This window comes from Reichenbachiella ulvae (assembly GCF_025833875.1).
Lineage (GTDB): Bacteria > Bacteroidota > Bacteroidia > Cytophagales > Cyclobacteriaceae > Reichenbachiella > Reichenbachiella ulvae.
The window spans coordinates 5378374-5394012 of the sequence record NZ_JAOYOD010000001.1 but is presented as its reverse complement, the minus strand read 5'-3'; the positions used below and the strand labels follow the sequence as shown (position 1 = coordinate 5394012).

General features: G+C 45.1%; 13 protein-coding genes. 7 read left to right on the top strand and 6 right to left on the bottom strand.

What is annotated here, in order from left to right; all coding sequences use genetic code 11:
• Window positions 1-144: 144 nt before the first annotated feature.
• The gene (gene hutU, locus N7U62_RS22135; protein WP_264140302.1) at window positions 145-2148 is read left to right on the top strand and encodes a urocanate hydratase; all 2004 of its coding nucleotides are present in this window, start codon (window positions 145-147) and stop codon (window positions 2146-2148) included.
• Window positions 2149-2272: 124 nt separating this feature from the next.
• The gene (gene hutI, locus N7U62_RS22130; protein ID WP_264140301.1) at window positions 2273-3502 is read left to right on the top strand and encodes an imidazolonepropionase; all 1230 of its coding nucleotides are present in this window, start codon (window positions 2273-2275) and stop codon (window positions 3500-3502) included.
• Between the two features lie 198 nt (window positions 3503-3700).
• Here the strand turns inward: hutI and N7U62_RS22125 are convergent, their stop codons facing one another.
• The gene (locus N7U62_RS22125; protein ID WP_264140300.1) at window positions 3701-4285 is read right to left on the bottom strand and encodes a hypothetical protein; all 585 of its coding nucleotides are present in this window, start codon (window positions 4283-4285) and stop codon (window positions 3701-3703) included.
• A 616-nt stretch (window positions 4286-4901) separates the two neighbouring features.
• Between N7U62_RS22125 and N7U62_RS22120 the strand changes: the two genes are divergently transcribed.
• Window positions 4902-5186, top strand: coding sequence for a GIY-YIG nuclease family protein (locus N7U62_RS22120; RefSeq protein WP_264140299.1), 285 nt, complete (start codon window positions 4902-4904; stop codon window positions 5184-5186).
• Window positions 5144-5350, top strand: coding sequence for a hypothetical protein (locus N7U62_RS22115; RefSeq protein WP_264140462.1), 207 nt, complete (start codon window positions 5144-5146; stop codon window positions 5348-5350). Before N7U62_RS22120 ends, N7U62_RS22115 begins: the two co-directional genes overlap by 43 nt.
• Window positions 5351-5415: 65 nt before the next feature.
• Here N7U62_RS22115 and N7U62_RS22110 read toward each other — a convergent pair whose 3' ends face one another.
• The 4 genes from N7U62_RS22110 to N7U62_RS22095 all read right to left on the bottom strand — a co-directional run bounded on the left by N7U62_RS22110 (window position 5416) and on the right by N7U62_RS22095 (window position 9762).
• Window positions 5416-6126: an N-formylglutamate amidohydrolase gene (locus N7U62_RS22110; protein WP_264140298.1), complete on the bottom strand. Its 711-nt coding sequence runs from the start codon at window positions 6124-6126 to the stop codon at window positions 5416-5418.
• Window positions 6123-7364, bottom strand: coding sequence for a carboxylate-amine ligase (locus tag N7U62_RS22105; protein ID WP_264140297.1), 1242 nt, complete (start codon window positions 7362-7364; stop codon window positions 6123-6125). Before N7U62_RS22105 ends, N7U62_RS22110 begins: the two co-directional genes overlap by 4 nt.
• A gap of 231 nt (window positions 7365-7595) precedes the next feature.
• Window positions 7596-9044 (bottom strand): RimK family ATP-grasp domain-containing protein, encoded by a 1449-nt coding sequence (locus N7U62_RS22100; RefSeq protein ID WP_264140296.1) that lies wholly within the window; start codon window positions 9042-9044, stop codon window positions 7596-7598.
• Complete coding sequence (locus N7U62_RS22095) at window positions 9034-9762, bottom strand: C39 family peptidase (RefSeq protein WP_264140295.1); 729 nt, start codon at window positions 9760-9762, stop codon at window positions 9034-9036. Before N7U62_RS22095 ends, N7U62_RS22100 begins: the two co-directional genes overlap by 11 nt.
• A gap of 453 nt (window positions 9763-10215) precedes the next feature.
• On the opposite strand from N7U62_RS22095, the gene N7U62_RS22090 reads away from it, so the two are divergent.
• From N7U62_RS22090 to N7U62_RS22080, 3 genes are all read left to right on the top strand, one after another.
• Entirely contained in the window at window positions 10216-11313 is a 1098-nt protein-coding gene (locus tag N7U62_RS22090; RefSeq protein WP_264140294.1) for a glycoside hydrolase family 88/105 protein, read from the top strand.
• A gap of 2 nt (window positions 11314-11315) precedes the next feature.
• On the top strand, window positions 11316-12614 hold the full coding sequence (locus N7U62_RS22085; RefSeq protein WP_264140293.1) for a BNR-4 repeat-containing protein: 1299 nt from the start codon (window positions 11316-11318) through the stop codon (window positions 12612-12614).
• Window positions 12615-12752: 138 nt separating this feature from the next.
• Complete coding sequence (locus N7U62_RS22080) at window positions 12753-13850, top strand: hypothetical protein (protein WP_264140292.1); 1098 nt, start codon at window positions 12753-12755, stop codon at window positions 13848-13850.
• Between the two features lie 805 nt (window positions 13851-14655).
• Here N7U62_RS22080 and N7U62_RS22075 read toward each other — a convergent pair.
• Window positions 14656-15579 carry a hypothetical protein gene (locus N7U62_RS22075; protein ID WP_264140291.1) on the bottom strand — a complete coding sequence of 308 codons (924 nt, stop codon included), beginning with the start codon at window positions 15577-15579 and terminating at the stop codon, window positions 14656-14658.
• Window positions 15580-15639 lie beyond the last annotated feature (60 nt).

Below are 15639 nucleotides of genomic sequence, written 5' to 3'. Positions count from 1 at the left end.
CTACTTTTTATCAATGAAAAAGTAGGAACCTGTCCGCCTGCCTGCCGGCAAAGGCTGGGCTTGAGGACAAAAGGTTGAGTATACTGGAAAATCCATTTTTGAATTGGTTTCCACTATAACCACATAGAACTAAAGATGAAAGTTATGAATGAGTTTCACCAAGCTATATTACAAGGAATTCCAGAGCAATTACCTCCTCCGCATGTGCACCCGGAAGGGCTGAACCATGCGCCAAAGCGAAAGGACATTTTATCTCCCGAGGAGAAAAAGCTGGCGATACGAAATGCACTGCGATACTTCCCAGTCCAATGGCATCAGGAGTTGGCCACTGAATTCGCAGAGGAACTGAAAACCTACGGACGCATCTACATGTTCCGTTTCAAGCCGGATTATGAAATATATGCCCGACCCATCGAAAAGTACCCTGCTCAATCTCGACAGGCAGCAGCCATCATGCTCATGATTCAAAACAATCTGGATCCTAAGGTCGCACAGCACCCAGAGGAGTTGATCACCTACGGAGGTAATGGAGCGGTCTTTCAAAACTGGGCGCAGTATCTGCTGACCATGAAATACCTGGCCACCATGACCGACGAGCAGACCCTGCACATGTACTCAGGTCATCCCATGGGCCTATTTCCATCCGGCACTCACGCACCGCGTGTCGTGGTGACCAATGGCATGATGATTCCCAATCACTCTACGCAAGACGACTGGGAACGCTACAATGCCCTGGGTGTAACTCAGTATGGACAGATGACCGCCGGTTCCTTCATGTATATTGGACCACAGGGAATAGTTCACGGTACTACGATCACCGCCATTAATGCCTTCAGAAAAGTACTGGACAAGGGAGATACTCCGAAAGGAAAAATCTTTCTTACCTCAGGTCTGGGGGGTATGAGTGGTGCGCAACCCAAAGCGGGCAACATTACCGGATGCATCACAGTCTGCGCGGAGGTAAATCCGAAAGCGGCACACAAGCGACATGAGCAAGATTGGGTAGATGAAATCATTGAAGATTTAGCTGTTCTAGTAGAAAGAGTTAAAAAGGCTCAAACAAAAGAAGAAACTGTATCCATTGCCTTCGTAGGCAACGTGGTGGAAGTATGGGAATGTTTCGATCAAGAGGACATCTACGTGCACATCGGTTCGGATCAGACTTCCCTGCACAATCCATGGTCGGGTGGCTACTACCCTGCTGGATTGGGCTATGAGGAAGCCAACCGAATGATTGCCGAAGAACCAGAAGCTTTCAAAGTGAAGGTCAAAGAATCACTTGTACGTCATGTGGCAGCCATCAACCAACACACCGCCAAAGGCACTTACTTCTTCGACTATGGCAATGCCTTCCTTTTGGAAGCGTCCAAGGCAGGAGCAGATGTGATGGACGAGGCAGGACAGGATTTCCGTTATCCATCGTACGTTCAGGATATTTTAGGACCGATCTGTTTTGATTATGGATTTGGACCTTATCGCTGGGTTTGCACTTCGGGTAAGGCAAAGGATTTGGATAAGACAGATGCCATCGCACTTCGCGTGATGAAAGAAATCAAAGAGACAGCCCCTGAGAGCATCCAGATGCAGCTGCAGGACAACATCACCTGGATCGAAAATGCCAGAGCAAACCAACTAGTCGTTGGGTCGCAAGCGCGTATCTTGTATGCGGATTGTGAAGGCAGGACGAAGATTGCACTGGCGATGAACGAAGCAGTAAAAACCGGAGAGATCAGCGGACCGATTGTGATCGGAAGAGACCACCACGATGTAAGTGGCACGGATTCGCCTTATCGTGAAACCAGCAATATCCGGGACGGCAGTCGCTACACGGCAGACATGGCCGTGCACAACGTAATCGGCGACAGTTTTCGTGGTGCGACCTGGGTCTCCATCCACAACGGTGGTGGAGTCGGCTGGGGCGAAGTGATCAATGGTGGTTTCGGTATGGTGCTAGACGGCAGTGAAGCTGCTGCACAACGCATCGAGAGCATGCTCTTTTATGACGTCAACAACGGAATCGCTCGTCGTAGCTGGGCCAGAAACCCGGAAGCTATAGAAGCCATTCAGCGCGAACTGGATCGCTCTAAGAATCTAAAAGTCACCATTCCGCAGCTGGTAGACGACCAGTTGTTGGAAGGATTGTTTTAGCCAGGAACCAATTGCACGTCATTCCCCTTACTTGATAGGGGAATCTGCCTGCAAACAGATCGGGAGATGCCCCGGTCAAGCCGGAGCATGACGAATAAATCGAACGATAACAATTAGAATCCAAATGAAACTCATAGGCCCATTTACCCAAGTACTGACCATGAACCAGCTGCCGATCAAAGGCAGTCTGAAAGACGAACAATTGGAGATCATCTCCGATGGAGGCATCCTGGTTCAGGATGGGAAAATCCTATCCTTGGGATCATGGAAGGAGCTGAGAGCTTCGCATCCCAATGCAGAATTAGAGCAAGTCGAAGACCCAGCTGTGGCATTGCCAGGCTTCATCGATGCGCATACACACATCTGCTTTGGGGGGAGCCGAGCGATGGACTATGCCGCCCGCAACAACGGCAAGAGCTACCTCGAAATCCAAAAAGCCGGTGGCGGAATCTGGAGTACGGTGCAGCATACCCGTGCAGCCAGTCAGGAAGAACTGACCGCTTTGATGCAGCAAAGAATCCAGCGTCTTAATCAAAATGGCATCACTACTGTAGAGGTAAAAAGTGGCTATGGACTCAGCGTAGAAGAAGAACTCAAAATGCTCCGTAGCATCCAGTCCGCAAAGGACACAAATAGGGCTAACATGGACATCATCTCTACGTGTTTGGCTGCTCACATCAAGCCGAGAGATTTCGATGGAGATCACGCGGCTTACTTGCAGTACATTCTGGATCAACTGGCTCCCGTCGTAAAAGAAAAAAGACTGGCTCAGCGTTTTGACATTTTTGTGGAAGATGGAGCCTTCGATCCTGCTATCTCTAAACCTTACCTAGAACAACTAAAAGACATGGGATTCGAATTGACCATCCATGGAGATCAATTCACAACTGGCGGCAGTCAATTGGCAGTTGAAGTTGGTGCTCGAAGCGTGGATCATCTGGAAGCCAGTGGAGAAAAAGAAATCGAGCTTCTGTCTAAAAGCGAAGTGGTCCCGGTAGCATTACCTGGCGCATCTTTGGGACTAGGTTGCGGTTTCACTCCTGCCAGAAAATTACTAGATGCAGGCTGTAGTCTCGCAATCGCCTCAGACTGGAATCCGGGTTCTGCTCCACATGGAGAGCTACTGACTCAGGCCGCCCTCCTCGGTGCGCAACAAAAACTCAGCGCCGCAGAAGTTCTCTCCGGCATGACCTTCCGCGTAGCAAATGCACTAGGGCTAAATGATCGAGGTAGATTAACTGAAGGCAGCCTGGCAGATTTCATCACCTTCCCATGCGAAGACTATCGCGAGATTCTTTATCATCAGGGGAGTTTGAAGGTGGGTGAGGTTTGGAAGAGGGGGAAGATGTTGTAACAATACATATCCTACCTCCGTCCCCTTGTCATGGTGAGTTTATCGAACCATCAGACAAGCCGCTGCGAGATTTCGGCCTTCTACCAAACCAAAACGTGCTGAGAATAGCTGCTAGCAGGGCTATTTCGGAGCGGCCTGCCTATCCTTCGATGAACTCAGGATGACAGGGAATCAACAACTCATTTTCTTAATGATCTTCTAATAAATAATCAAGAAGAACTCAAGTGTCTTATGTTCATTATCTATTACTACACCCTTGCTGGCACCTTTGGAAACAACAATTTTTCGTTTATCTGGATATATCAATTCTTTCACTTCGCTAGAAAGAACATTAGTATTATACGTTTTAAGCAAATAGACCTCTAGATGTTTATTCCAATCATGCATTAATATTCCATTAGGCTCAAACACATTAGGAAATACCAATTTCGATGAATCACAAATAAATAGTCTTCCATTCCGAAAACAAGTATTCTCGACCTCCTTCAAATCAACCAAATTGTCATTCAGTCTAATTAACCTTTTAATGTCTTCAAATTCATTTGAAGACAAAACGCTAGTCCGCGCTGAATAACCTGCATATCCAGCTTTATTTAAAGCGACAGGAAACACGCGGATTGCTTGGTCAAATTTGTAATCTAAAATGCTTATTTCTTTACCCCATTTGAAATCAATGGAGACCAATTGATTATGATAATTAATAATATCAGCATGGCCATTATTACAAGAGGATAGAAAACTCAAACAATAGGCTATTACCACTAAACGATGAATACTCTTCATAATGCAGATTTACAAATTTCCTTACTGTCTCCCCTCGAAAAACTTCCTTATCCTACCAAAAGGAGGTAGAGAATAATAGTAAACTACTAAACACACGATTCCAATTAGAATCAAAAACCATCCGCTGTATCCGCTACCTTGCTGAGTTAAATAATCAATACCTATAACTACCTTTCCAGCAATTAACATAATTACACCCAGAATTAGGAAAACAACTCCCCAAAACAAGGCATATAATTCACCATATTTTTTGTGTTTCTTTTTGGTCACTGAAACCTATCAATTATAATCCAACCCAAATTAGCTTAGAATTAGTTGATTAAAAAAAACTCCTATATTCTCGCAGCATCTCCCCTTGTCATGCTGAGGCTCTCGAAGCATCAGACAAGCCGCTGCGAGGATTCGGCCTTCTACCAAACCAAAACGTGCTGACTTATGCTGCTAGCAGAACAACGTCGGAACTGCCTGCCTACCCTTCGAGAACCTCAGGGTGACAGGGAAACGTGGTGCAAGATGACAGAGAATAGAGCCAGGAAGAAGCCTGCAAGAGAGAACCGTCATTTCAGCATTTCCTAAAGAACACTTACCTTTCTCCTCTAACCAAACTGAATCAACCATGTACACCGTGTATATTTTACTCTGCAGTGATGGCAAATATTATACTGGGGTGACCAATGACATAGAACGCCGATTTTATGAGCATCAGTCTGGGTTTGATAAAAAGGCGTACACCTATTCTCGCAGACCAGTCAAGTTGGTATTTCAAGAACACTTTCAAGACATCCATCAAGCCATCGCATTCGAAAAACAAGTCAAAGGTTGGCGAATAGAAAAGAAGAAAGCACTCATCAACCTTGAATGGGAAAAGTTGCCGGAATTGGCAAAGAAGAAAAAAGAATAGAATCGCTCAATGCACCATCTTTCGAACTCCATGGACCTGTAGCGCCCCATCCTTGTCATGGTGAGTTTATCGCCCGCCTGCCGGATCGGGCAGGAACCATCAGACAAGCCGCTGCGAGGATTCGGCTTTCTACTAAACCAAAACGTGCTGAGAATAGCTGCTAGCAGATCATCCTCGGTGCTGCCTGCCTACCCTTCTAGAACCTCAGGGTGACAGGAAGTCGATGAACTCAGGATGACTGGGAATCAGAGTGCCTAATTATTTTCACTAATCCCTCATTTAAACGTCCAACAATCTCCCTCCTATCCTCACCCCCAAACTTCTGACTCACCTCGATCTCTATCCCGAGATAGGCCTCAACAGAGAAACGAGTTCGGAGATAAGTAGTCAAGCCATCATCCGCACCATGGTAGGGTTCATTGGGTATGGCTGTGTGATTACAGCTTGACTGCAGCTGCTCTAACCATCGCTCGCAGAAATGTTTTTCGGATGATCGCTGATCATCAAAGAGCAGACCTATCTCCACCTCTCTTTCTTTTCCTTTCCAAACTGGTGTAAAACTATGCATGCTCAGGTGGATGACCTGATATCCGTCTTGTATATGTTTCTCTATTTCTTCCTCGATGCGGTTTCGATAAGGCTGGTAGTAGTTAGCTACCAGCCATTGCTTTTCTTCCTCTGATAAATCAATCGAATATTCCGAAAACAGCTGAGGACTACCCAGCGAGCGATTGGGCTCTATGAGTAGTCGGGTATATGGATACAAATGAGGCTGCACTTCTAATCGTTCTGCAAGATCAAGCGTCATCTCTAGAGCACCGGGATCCCAGCCGCGATGTGACTGCAAAACCTCCTCTGCCCCTTCGAATAGCTTCTTATATTTCTCAGGCACATCATTAGTCGCATGTTCGCAGCTTACGACAAAACGAACTCCTTTCATGGCACGAAACAGCTGTTGCTCTCCAGACAATCCGCCAACTGATTATAAACCTTTTTCAGGTTGTCTTTCTCATAGTTGTCATTGACTGCCTTCATGATTCGCTCTGCCAGTGTACCCTGCTGAGCGATGACCTCCAAAGTAGCCCTCCAGGGCTCCATTTCTTTAGGATATTCTGCAAAGACCTTGTCCATGATTCCCCTCCAGAGCTCAGCGCAAGTTTTCTCTTCCTTATAGCCCAATGCTCTCAGGTAATTCATATGACTCACCTCCGTAGCTGAAGCATGCTTGATAGTCTGTTCGAAGATATCGTGTAGTTCCATTGTATTCAGAGACTGTTGGGTCTCGAAATTGATCCACTTAGCCTTCACCAACAACTTGAGTAAGTGTATCACCAGATTGACAATCGCAAGATCAGATTGCGGGCACTCCTGAATATCCATGATGCGGATTTCTATCGCACCTCGATCAAAGCGCGCAATTGCACCTCTGGAATTCAACCAAACCGGATCAAAAATTCCCTCCTGATCAAAAGGCTTGATGGCCTGAGTAATTCTATCATAGATATGCTTCTGATAGCCATATTTCGAATACACCAAATCAGGAATCACCTTTCCGGTCAGCACAGGGATTTTGGATTGGTTACTTTGATAGTAATACAGTCGCTTATCCATATACTTACTAAATTTCCCTCCCAGGATCGGCGAAGAGGCTGTCAAACCAGGAAGAATCGGCAATATGAACCTAATCGCCGTATGCAAACGAGAAAACTCCTCATCGTCATAAAATGGCAAGTTCAAGTGGGTACTTTGCAGGTTAGACCAGCCGTGCCCCTTGCAGTTGAAGATGCGATCGTAGGCATGATAGATGTCCTGATTCTCATGCTCCCAAATCTTCGTTTCCTCCGCAGGCACCATCCAGGGGTGAGCTGCAGAGGGCAACAACTTCGCTCCAGAAGCTGCCAACCGTTGATTGATTTGCTTCACATTATTATGCAGAGATTGACTCAGCTTCTGCAGATCTGCCGTAGGACCATTAGACTTGATTTCGATCACATGGCTGACCAATTCGTTGCTCCAGGCCACGTCATCAAATTCCATCTCTCCCTGAATATTCCCCTGCTCATCTCTGAGTACCGCATCAGCAATCGGACGCACATCCAGACTGTCCTGATCGACGATCATGTATTCCAGCTCCACTCCATATACCTGAAATAGATGCCAGCGTGATTTATGTTCCATTGTTAACCTGAATGAAATTCAGGAGTTATTTGTTATTCGTTAATTGCTATTTGTCCAGTTTATCGAAAGGTTAATACTAGCTAAAGTCCCGTTTCAGCCCATTCAAAACTTTTTTAGACTGACATCCCCCTCCCCCCGAATCGTCGAAACGCTTCAAAGTGGGATTATAGGAGCTTTGAATGGACTGAAACTTCCGGTCTAAGGAAAATTCTCCTATTAACTATTTATCTATTAACCTACTAGTCTATTCATCAGTTCCTGCATGATTGTTACATACAGTTGCTGCTTCAGTACCTGATCTTCCACCCCATGATCCAGGCTAGGGTTGTCATTCACTTCGATCACGTAGTACTTCTTGCCAACCTGCTTGATATCCACACCATAAAAACCGTTTCCAATGAGTGAAGTAGCCTTGATAGCCAGATCGACCAATGCTTTAGGTGCATCCTCTACCGCCAGAGTTTCCGAATCTCCCTCCTCCATCACACCCGTCTTCCAGTTCATGATCTGCCAGTGATTGGCTGCCATGTAATACTTGCAGACGAACAAGGCCTTGCCATTGAGTACACCTATACGCCAGTCAAACTCCGTCGGGATAAACTCCTGCGCAATGACCAGTTCGGAAGTCTGAAAAAAGTCCTTGAGGACACTTAAAAACTCCTCTTCGCTCTTGGCCTTTTTCACGCCTTTCGAGAAAGAACCATCAGGTTGCTTTAGGATAATCGGGTAGTCCAAATTGTATGACTTCAACTGGCTCAACTTGTCCTTTTTGATGATCCAATACTTAGGCGTGGGTACCTGATGCGCTCGTAGGAGTTCACTCAAATACACCTTGTTGGTACACTTCAGGATGGAATCCGGATCATCGATCACCACCAGTCCCTCAGAAGCCGCCTTCTTGGCAAACTTGAAGGTGTAATGGTTCACATTGGTGGTCTCTCTGATGAATAACGCATCGTACTGAATCAGCTTCGCAAAATCGTTTTTGGTAATCAGGTCAACATTAAAGCCCACCTTCTCTCCCGCCTTTTGAAAATTGCGAATGGCCTTTTGATTCGAAGGAGGGGTTTCCTCCTCGGGATTGACCAAAATCGCCAGATCGTACTTCTTTCGACTGTAGCTCTTTTGCAAGCGCTTCTTTCCTTGTAGATACTCCTCCAGAGAGGCTTTCAAATGATCAGAATGAATAGTCGGAAATTCATTCAAGTTCAATGGCTTCAATTGAGCCAGCACCCATTTATCCTTTTTGATGAAAACCGCTTTTAAGATCGGCACCTGAAAGAGATTGAACATAAGCGTACCGATCTTGTTGAACTCCGGCAGATGAGTCTTACCAAAACAGATCAATAGCTCCAGCTTATCCGTCTTTTCCTTTTTCAGTCCCTGCTGAATCAGTTCTTCAAAATCCTCCGCATCTTCTCGCACCAAAGAAGGAAAACGAAAATCCAGCAAAGTAGAAATCTCAGGCATCACCTTGTGCCTTCTGGCCTCTGCCAAAAGGGACACATAGTAGCCCAGACTATGATATTGAAAGGACTTACACAGGTTGATCACCCGATACTTTTTGGCCTTTTGAAAGGCCTCATCGGCGAAATATTCGCCAGGTGTAACCACATCGATGTCCAGCTGTAGGTTTTGCCAGTCAGCCGGAGTGTCGGTTACGATTATCTTAAGAGACATTTTTAATAATTAAAAGGTTAGCGTCGTAGGTGACGATTCCCAACAAAATAGCATTGATCAGTCGCTGCAGATTCACTGCATAGTACTGTTTATCACTCAAGGGGTTTTCACTTAGAGGATCAGCGATCTGAGCGGTTTTCTTCAGTTGATCATAACCATGGATCACCACAAAGTGACCTGCTGGAGTCCCCTTCACATCATCATACTCGTTGATCTCACCGATCTCACGCGCACAGTTGTAGAGATAGGTCGCACTCAGACCGGTCAGGATCGGAATGCCCTTATTCAGAATGTCGCGTATCAATTTCACATTCAACTCCTCAAACTTGATTTGTCCTCCTGCCTCTATGAATTTGAGGTAAGCATCAGTGGCCTGCAAAAACTTCTTCTTTTGCTTATGCTTTCGCTGCTCCAAAAGCTTCTCTTTGAGATCGACTCCATTTGTAAACCAGGTCGGGTCAAACATCATCAAGTTGTAAGTAAATAGCGTTACTTCATAGCCTCTGCTCAAGGCATGATTGCCCAGCATGACAGCCAAAGTCCCCCCGGTATTCAGGGTTTTGACTTGTTTGATCACATCGTTGAGGGAGAGCTCATCGTCATAGTATTGATAGACAGCCTGTAGGCAAGTGGGCCCGCAGGTTTCGTCATTGGGCTGTCGCTGAATTTTCAGCTCAAAGGACTTAAAGTCTAGTCCGGGTGTCGTTCGATTGACCATGATTTCCGCATAATTGGCTCTTCGTTAATTGATGAGTCAAGCGCATGATATACGCTTTCTATGTTCGAATAGTTGTTGTGAAATTCAATCTTTTTTAAAGAAATATTTCTACAAGAAAACCCGCTCGTAACTAACTGATTTAGAGAAACATTATCACAATACCTTTTATTCAAATAACAGGATAAATGAACTTCAAATATTTACAAACTTTCATTAAAAATACTACCCATCTTGAAGATGTAAGAAAACACCCTCCTGGAAAATTTGAATCTGACATTGGATATCCAAAGGAAAAGTAATTGTGATTAACAACCGAGGTACCGAACACCTCTCCGCCTTGGACGATTAGGATAGTTCTGTTAGCTTTAGCCTCCTTAAGCATGTAAGACTAAAATCTAAGACACTATTGACATTAAATCACCTGGGCACTTCCTAATAGTACTCGCAATCTTCTTGGCATCCTGTTCAACCAACAAAGAAGAAAGCAATTATTCTATCACCAAAACCAACGTATTAAACAGTATCAAGCAAGTCAACAACAAGTGGCAACAGGATCACAGGATAGAACCTTGGGCTTTTTGGCATCCAGCCACCTACCACATCGGTAACTTAGCAGCCTATGAAGTGACGGGTAACGATGATCATCTGAAATACACCCAGCAGTGGGCCGAAGCGAACGAATGGATGGGAGCTAAATCAGACAATCCAGAAGAATGGAAGTTTAGCCATGGCGAAAGTGACGAATATGTATTATTTGGTGACTGGCAGGCTTGTTTCCAAGTATATATCGACCTCAACACCATAGACCCAGCCCCTCACAAAGTGGCTCGTGCCAGAGAGGTAATGCAATACCAAATTAATACTGACGAAAGCAAATACTGGTGGTGGATCGATGGTTTGTTTATGGTTATGCCTGTGATGCCACGCATGTACGAACTGACTGGTGATAGTACCTATCTGAATAAACTGCACGAGTACTACAGCTACACGAAAAGCCTGACCTATGACGAGGAAGATGGGCTGTGGTATCGTGACAAGAAGTACATATACCCTGGTCATAAAACCAACAACGGCAAGAAGGACTTTTGGTCCCGAGGAAACGGCTGGGTGATCGCAGCTCATGCCCGTACATTAGATAAATTACCGAAGAGCGATCCACACTATGATGAGTATACCGAGGTGTTCACTCAAATGGCCAAAGCATTGAAAGCTTCACAGCAGGAAGAGGGATACTGGACACGTAGTTTGTTAGACGAACAACAAGCCATAGGCCCAGAAACCAGCGGCACAGCATTTTTCACCTACGGCATGCTATGGGGAATTAATCAAGGTATACTAGACAAGGGCAGTTATGGCCCAGTGGTAGAAAAAGCCTGGGAATACCTCGCCACCACTGCAATCCAAAGCGACGGTACGCTGGGATATGTACAACCTATAGGCGAGCGTGCTGTACCGGGTCAAATCGTAGACCAACGATCCACCAGCGATTTTGGTGTTGGAGCATTTTTACTCGCCGCTTCTGAAATGATTACTTACCTCGAAAACAAATAATTATGACGAGCAAAAAGAACATTCTGGGACTTCTCACCCTACTTTTTATTGGATTTCAGCCACTATCTCAGGATAGTGGATACTTGACAAAGGATGGCACCTGGTGCTGGTTTTCAGATCCTCGTGCCATCAAGGTAGATGACAATATCATCACCGGATGGGTAAAGGCTGATGGCAGTATAGAGGCCCGTAGGTTGAACATAGAGAATCAAGCAGTAGACAGCAGCGAACTCTATTTTATGCTCGAAAGAGACGATCATGACAACCCTGCCTTTACAACCACTGGTAATGGCGAAGTGATTACCCTATACACACGTCACATTCGTAAAGACCTTTTCATCAATCGTCTGACCGATCCCGCAGGAGAGTTTGAGTTTTCTAAACCTGAGTTTATCCACCCAATGGATCCCAAGGAAATCGAGAAATTCCCCAGACCTACGATGACATATGCAAACCCTTTCCGTCTGGAAAATGAAAATAATCGCATTTATTGCTTTGGTCGCTGGGTAGGTTTCAAACCCAACATGATATGGTCCGATGATGACGGAAAAACCTGGACCAAAAGCAAAGTTTTCATCACCAACTACCCATATAATGCCAATAACAGACCCTACGTCAAATACTATTCGGACGGAAAGTCAAGAATCCATATCACCTTTACAGATGGGCACCCGAGGGTAGAGCCTACCAATTCTGTATACTACGCCTACTATGAAAATGGCAGTTTCTACAATGCAAAAGGCGAGTCGATTAGCACGATGGATCAAATCCCCTTCGAACCAAAGGATGCATCGATAGTCTACACCTCCAATCCAGAGCAAGGTCGTGCCTGGGTAGCAGATATTGGGCAAGACAAAAAGGGTAAACCCGTAATTTTGTACACTAGAAGCCCAACGGAACAGAACCATGAGTACTGGTACGCCCGCTATACTAAGGATGGCTGGATCGACCAAAAAATCTGTGACTCAGGACCGTGGTTTCCGCAGACACCGGATGGCCGCAAAGAATGGGAGCCCCACTATTTCGGAGGCATGACCATTCACCCAGACAATGCCAATGTAGTATACCTCTCCCGTCAGATCGATGGCGTATTTGAGATCGAAAGGTGGGAAACCAAAGACATGGGAAAAACATGGTCTACAGAGACCATCACAGAGAATTCGGAGTTTGACAATGTCAGGCCTTATCTACCCAGAGGTCTAAAGGCCAAAGAAGACGAAGTAGTACTGTGGATGGAAAATCAGAAATATATCCACTACACAAACTACCATACTTCCATCAAATATTTGATCAGGAAATAGTCACCTGACATGGTAAAACAAATTAAAAAAACATCCATTCAGAATACTATCTGAATGGATGTTTCCATCATAGTGCATTTGCTTTTCTCTGGCATTTCTTTCATATTTAGACAATTACTAACCAAAGACTAAAGCGCTATGTCCACCGACCAAAAGCAAACCGAAGAGGAGTTGCAGGAGCAATTCATTGTAGAACTTCAGAACAACGAGAAAATCATCAAGCATTTTGCTGAATACGACGAGAAGGATGTAAATCAACTCCTCTCAGAATACAGCAGACAAAAAGCCCAGCTCAAAGTTCGGGGCAATTTTACTCGCATCCATCACGAAAGAGTGATGACAGAGTGGACCAACCGCTGCTGGTTTGCACTATGTGAGATTCAGGCCAAAAAATTATTAGATCTACAATGCCAATGGCGGGCCGAGCAAATTGAATTACCTGGCATGAAATGGACCTGGCAATTTCTATTTCCCAGCATGCCGTTGCTAGATTACGAAGGAGTGCCCGATGTGACACCAGAGGAAATCGAGGGGTATATTCGTTTTTTGGATACACCAGCGGGAATGGCTACTTACATGTATGGTTTTGATAACCGCCATCACTATGAAACGATCAAAGAGGCCCACCATGATGGATCTGGCGAAATGCCCGAATACTACAACTTCCACTATCAGACTACTGGAAATACCATGCTACTCAGCCTACCGGACATTCGTGGCAAAGAAGAAGACCGCCTACTTAAAATAATCCGAGAACACGACAAAGCCACCGAAAAAGCAAGCCCGGCAGCTAAAGTGACCGAAAGCAAACCACCTAAAAAACATCTTTTTCCCTACAACCACGAAGTGCAGCTATCTGTCGCTCAGCTTTTAGGAGAGAAAGACATGGCAGGATTCATCAAGGATCTAAAGAAATGGCAAAAGGAAAGGACAGAATCAGAAACAGAGTGGTGCTGGTACTATCTAAATTCCTGTTTTCCTGAAAATGTCCCCATACCGGCCGCCGATCGATATCAAGATGCAATAGAACAAGCTGCCCTCCAGCACATCACCAAAAAAACGCAAGAGTTTTTGCCCGTGATCTATGAGGAATATCTAATGAAAAAACAGTTGGGCTCTGCCATAGGCTACACATCCAGAGAAAACGAGAGAGAAAGTGACTTCCCAATAATCCATATGCTCGAAAAAGCAGCGAAATTAGATCGAGGCGAAGACCCTGATTCACTTCCTGACTAAGAGACCTATTCTATTTCTACCTTCAGCTTGCTATTTACTTATTAAACCTGCTTTATGCAGTAGTTAATAGTTATTAGGCTATTGGGATAATAGGAGTTGGTTTTGATGAAAAATGTTGTCAAGATTGCTGGTTCATAATCAGGATTAAATTTTAACGCTGATGTATATGCAGGCATCAGTAACGACCTGGATTGAATCGATGATAGAAACAACGTGGGTGGAAGGATAAAACGAATACCCCAATAGCACCCTTCCCCTACCTAAAAGACGACTCTACCCACCTCCGAAGCGAATCAATTCGTGTCGGAAGTGGGCTAGTTCACCAAAAACATGAACTCACTGAGCAAAAACATGAACCAATTCGCCTAAAACATGAACTAGTTCGGCTCAAAGGTGAACTGGTTCGGTTCTAAAGCGAACTAGTTTAGTAAAAAGATGAACCAGTTCATCTTTGAAGTGGCAGGGTGTACTTATATAAGTGGGTAGGGGGCATAGGTATGTGGGGGTACCCACTTCGGAGGTGGGGTATCTAGACCATAATGTCGTCAAGGTTTGGAACCTCGACGACCTTGATAGAGTCTACGCTCTTTGCTCTCCCGCAGGTTCTCAGAACCTGTGGGACCAATGAAACTTAGGACTCTGTCCGTATCACTTGTACTTCGCACTAGCCAACTTGCCACCATTCACGGGCACAGCTCCACCTACGGCGGACAGGCCTACGTCCCATAGTGATTACAGGTTCGGAGAACCTGCAATTGATTAGTTGAACCATATAAACAAGAACACTTCCCAAACCAAGCTCACCCTAATTAGGATTTTCATATAGACTCGGCATCAACTCTCCACCCCACTTGGCGCGTAGTATGGCATTGTTGCCATTATTAGTTGGATCATCATCCCAAAAACTAAAACCAAACTTTTCGCGGTGAAACCAGGGTCCTGTGTGACCACCCCAAAATCCTTCAGCCCCTACAGTCTGGGATATGACCCTGCAGATTTTTATTGACCATGGTATATTAGATTTAGCAGCCGAAAAGACTCCCTCAGAACCAGCAGGCGTTCCACAGATGGCATATCCATCTGGCAAGTAGGGAACTTGGTCCGCTTCATTAGGAACAAAGCTCGCTCCGCAGTGTGCATTATCCGAACCTTGACAGGGTCCATAAGCCGACCCGTTATCACCCGGATACTCGCTATCCCACATGGTAGTAAACTTTCTTTCGTCTCCCCACAAGGCACGTGCAAAGAGACAGTAGTCCTTCTTGATTTGACGGTCTTCGCTGGTATACCCCACAAGTGCTCTTAGGTGGTTGATCACAATTCTATGCCACTCGTCAACTTCAGCTTTAGTGGGGTTCTTGACATCTGCAAAAGGTTTATTTTCATAATAGAGGTCATAGATACCCAGGAGTATATCGCCAGATTCTGGAAACAAACAATTCTGAAATTCCGATCGAGTCAATTGAGTAGGATCACAGATGCTTTGACCGTCCCATTTAGAGTTTTCCCATTTATCCGCACTGATCCAAAATATGCCATCGGGATCATGAGAGGTATTACCTGCCTCTATTGGCTTGGAGGCGAATGTAGACCAATCCGCCTGATCCGGAGTATACTGCTCCAGATCACTATTGACTAAGTCCTCCTCGCTAAGCCCACTATCATCTGAGCAGGAGAATAAAATTACAGTTAAAACAATCAATGGAAAATATCTAAACTTTAGATTCATAGCTTCTTGGATGTATTCTAATTAAACGCCTTTAGAAAATAATATTACTGCAATTTAGAA

Coding starts and splice junctions, on each gene's coding strand:
- N7U62_RS22100 (WP_264140296.1), bottom strand. CDS start 9,044: ATGTCTCTTAAGATAATCGTAACCGACACTCCGGCTGACTGGCAAAAC.
- N7U62_RS22120 (WP_264140299.1), top strand. CDS start 4,902: ATGTACACCGTGTATATTTTACTCTGCAGTGATGGCAAATATTATACT.
- hutI (WP_264140301.1), top strand. CDS start 2,273: ATGAAACTCATAGGCCCATTTACCCAAGTACTGACCATGAACCAGCTG.
- N7U62_RS22105 (WP_264140297.1), bottom strand. CDS start 7,364: ATGGAACATAAATCACGCTGGCATCTATTTCAGGTATATGGAGTGGAG.
- N7U62_RS22095 (WP_264140295.1), bottom strand. CDS start 9,762: ATGGTCAATCGAACGACACCCGGACTAGACTTTAAGTCCTTTGAGCTG.
- N7U62_RS22085 (WP_264140293.1), top strand. CDS start 11,316: ATGACGAGCAAAAAGAACATTCTGGGACTTCTCACCCTACTTTTTATT.
- hutU (WP_264140302.1), top strand. CDS start 145: ATGAATGAGTTTCACCAAGCTATATTACAAGGAATTCCAGAGCAATTA.
- N7U62_RS22115 (WP_264140462.1), top strand. CDS start 5,144: ATGGGAAAAGTTGCCGGAATTGGCAAAGAAGAAAAAAGAATAGAATCG.
- N7U62_RS22075 (WP_264140291.1), bottom strand. CDS start 15,579: ATGAATCTAAAGTTTAGATATTTTCCATTGATTGTTTTAACTGTAATT.
- N7U62_RS22080 (WP_264140292.1), top strand. CDS start 12,753: ATGTCCACCGACCAAAAGCAAACCGAAGAGGAGTTGCAGGAGCAATTC.
- N7U62_RS22110 (WP_264140298.1), bottom strand. CDS start 6,126: ATGAAAGGAGTTCGTTTTGTCGTAAGCTGCGAACATGCGACTAATGAT.
- N7U62_RS22125 (WP_264140300.1), bottom strand. CDS start 4,285: ATGAAGAGTATTCATCGTTTAGTGGTAATAGCCTATTGTTTGAGTTTT.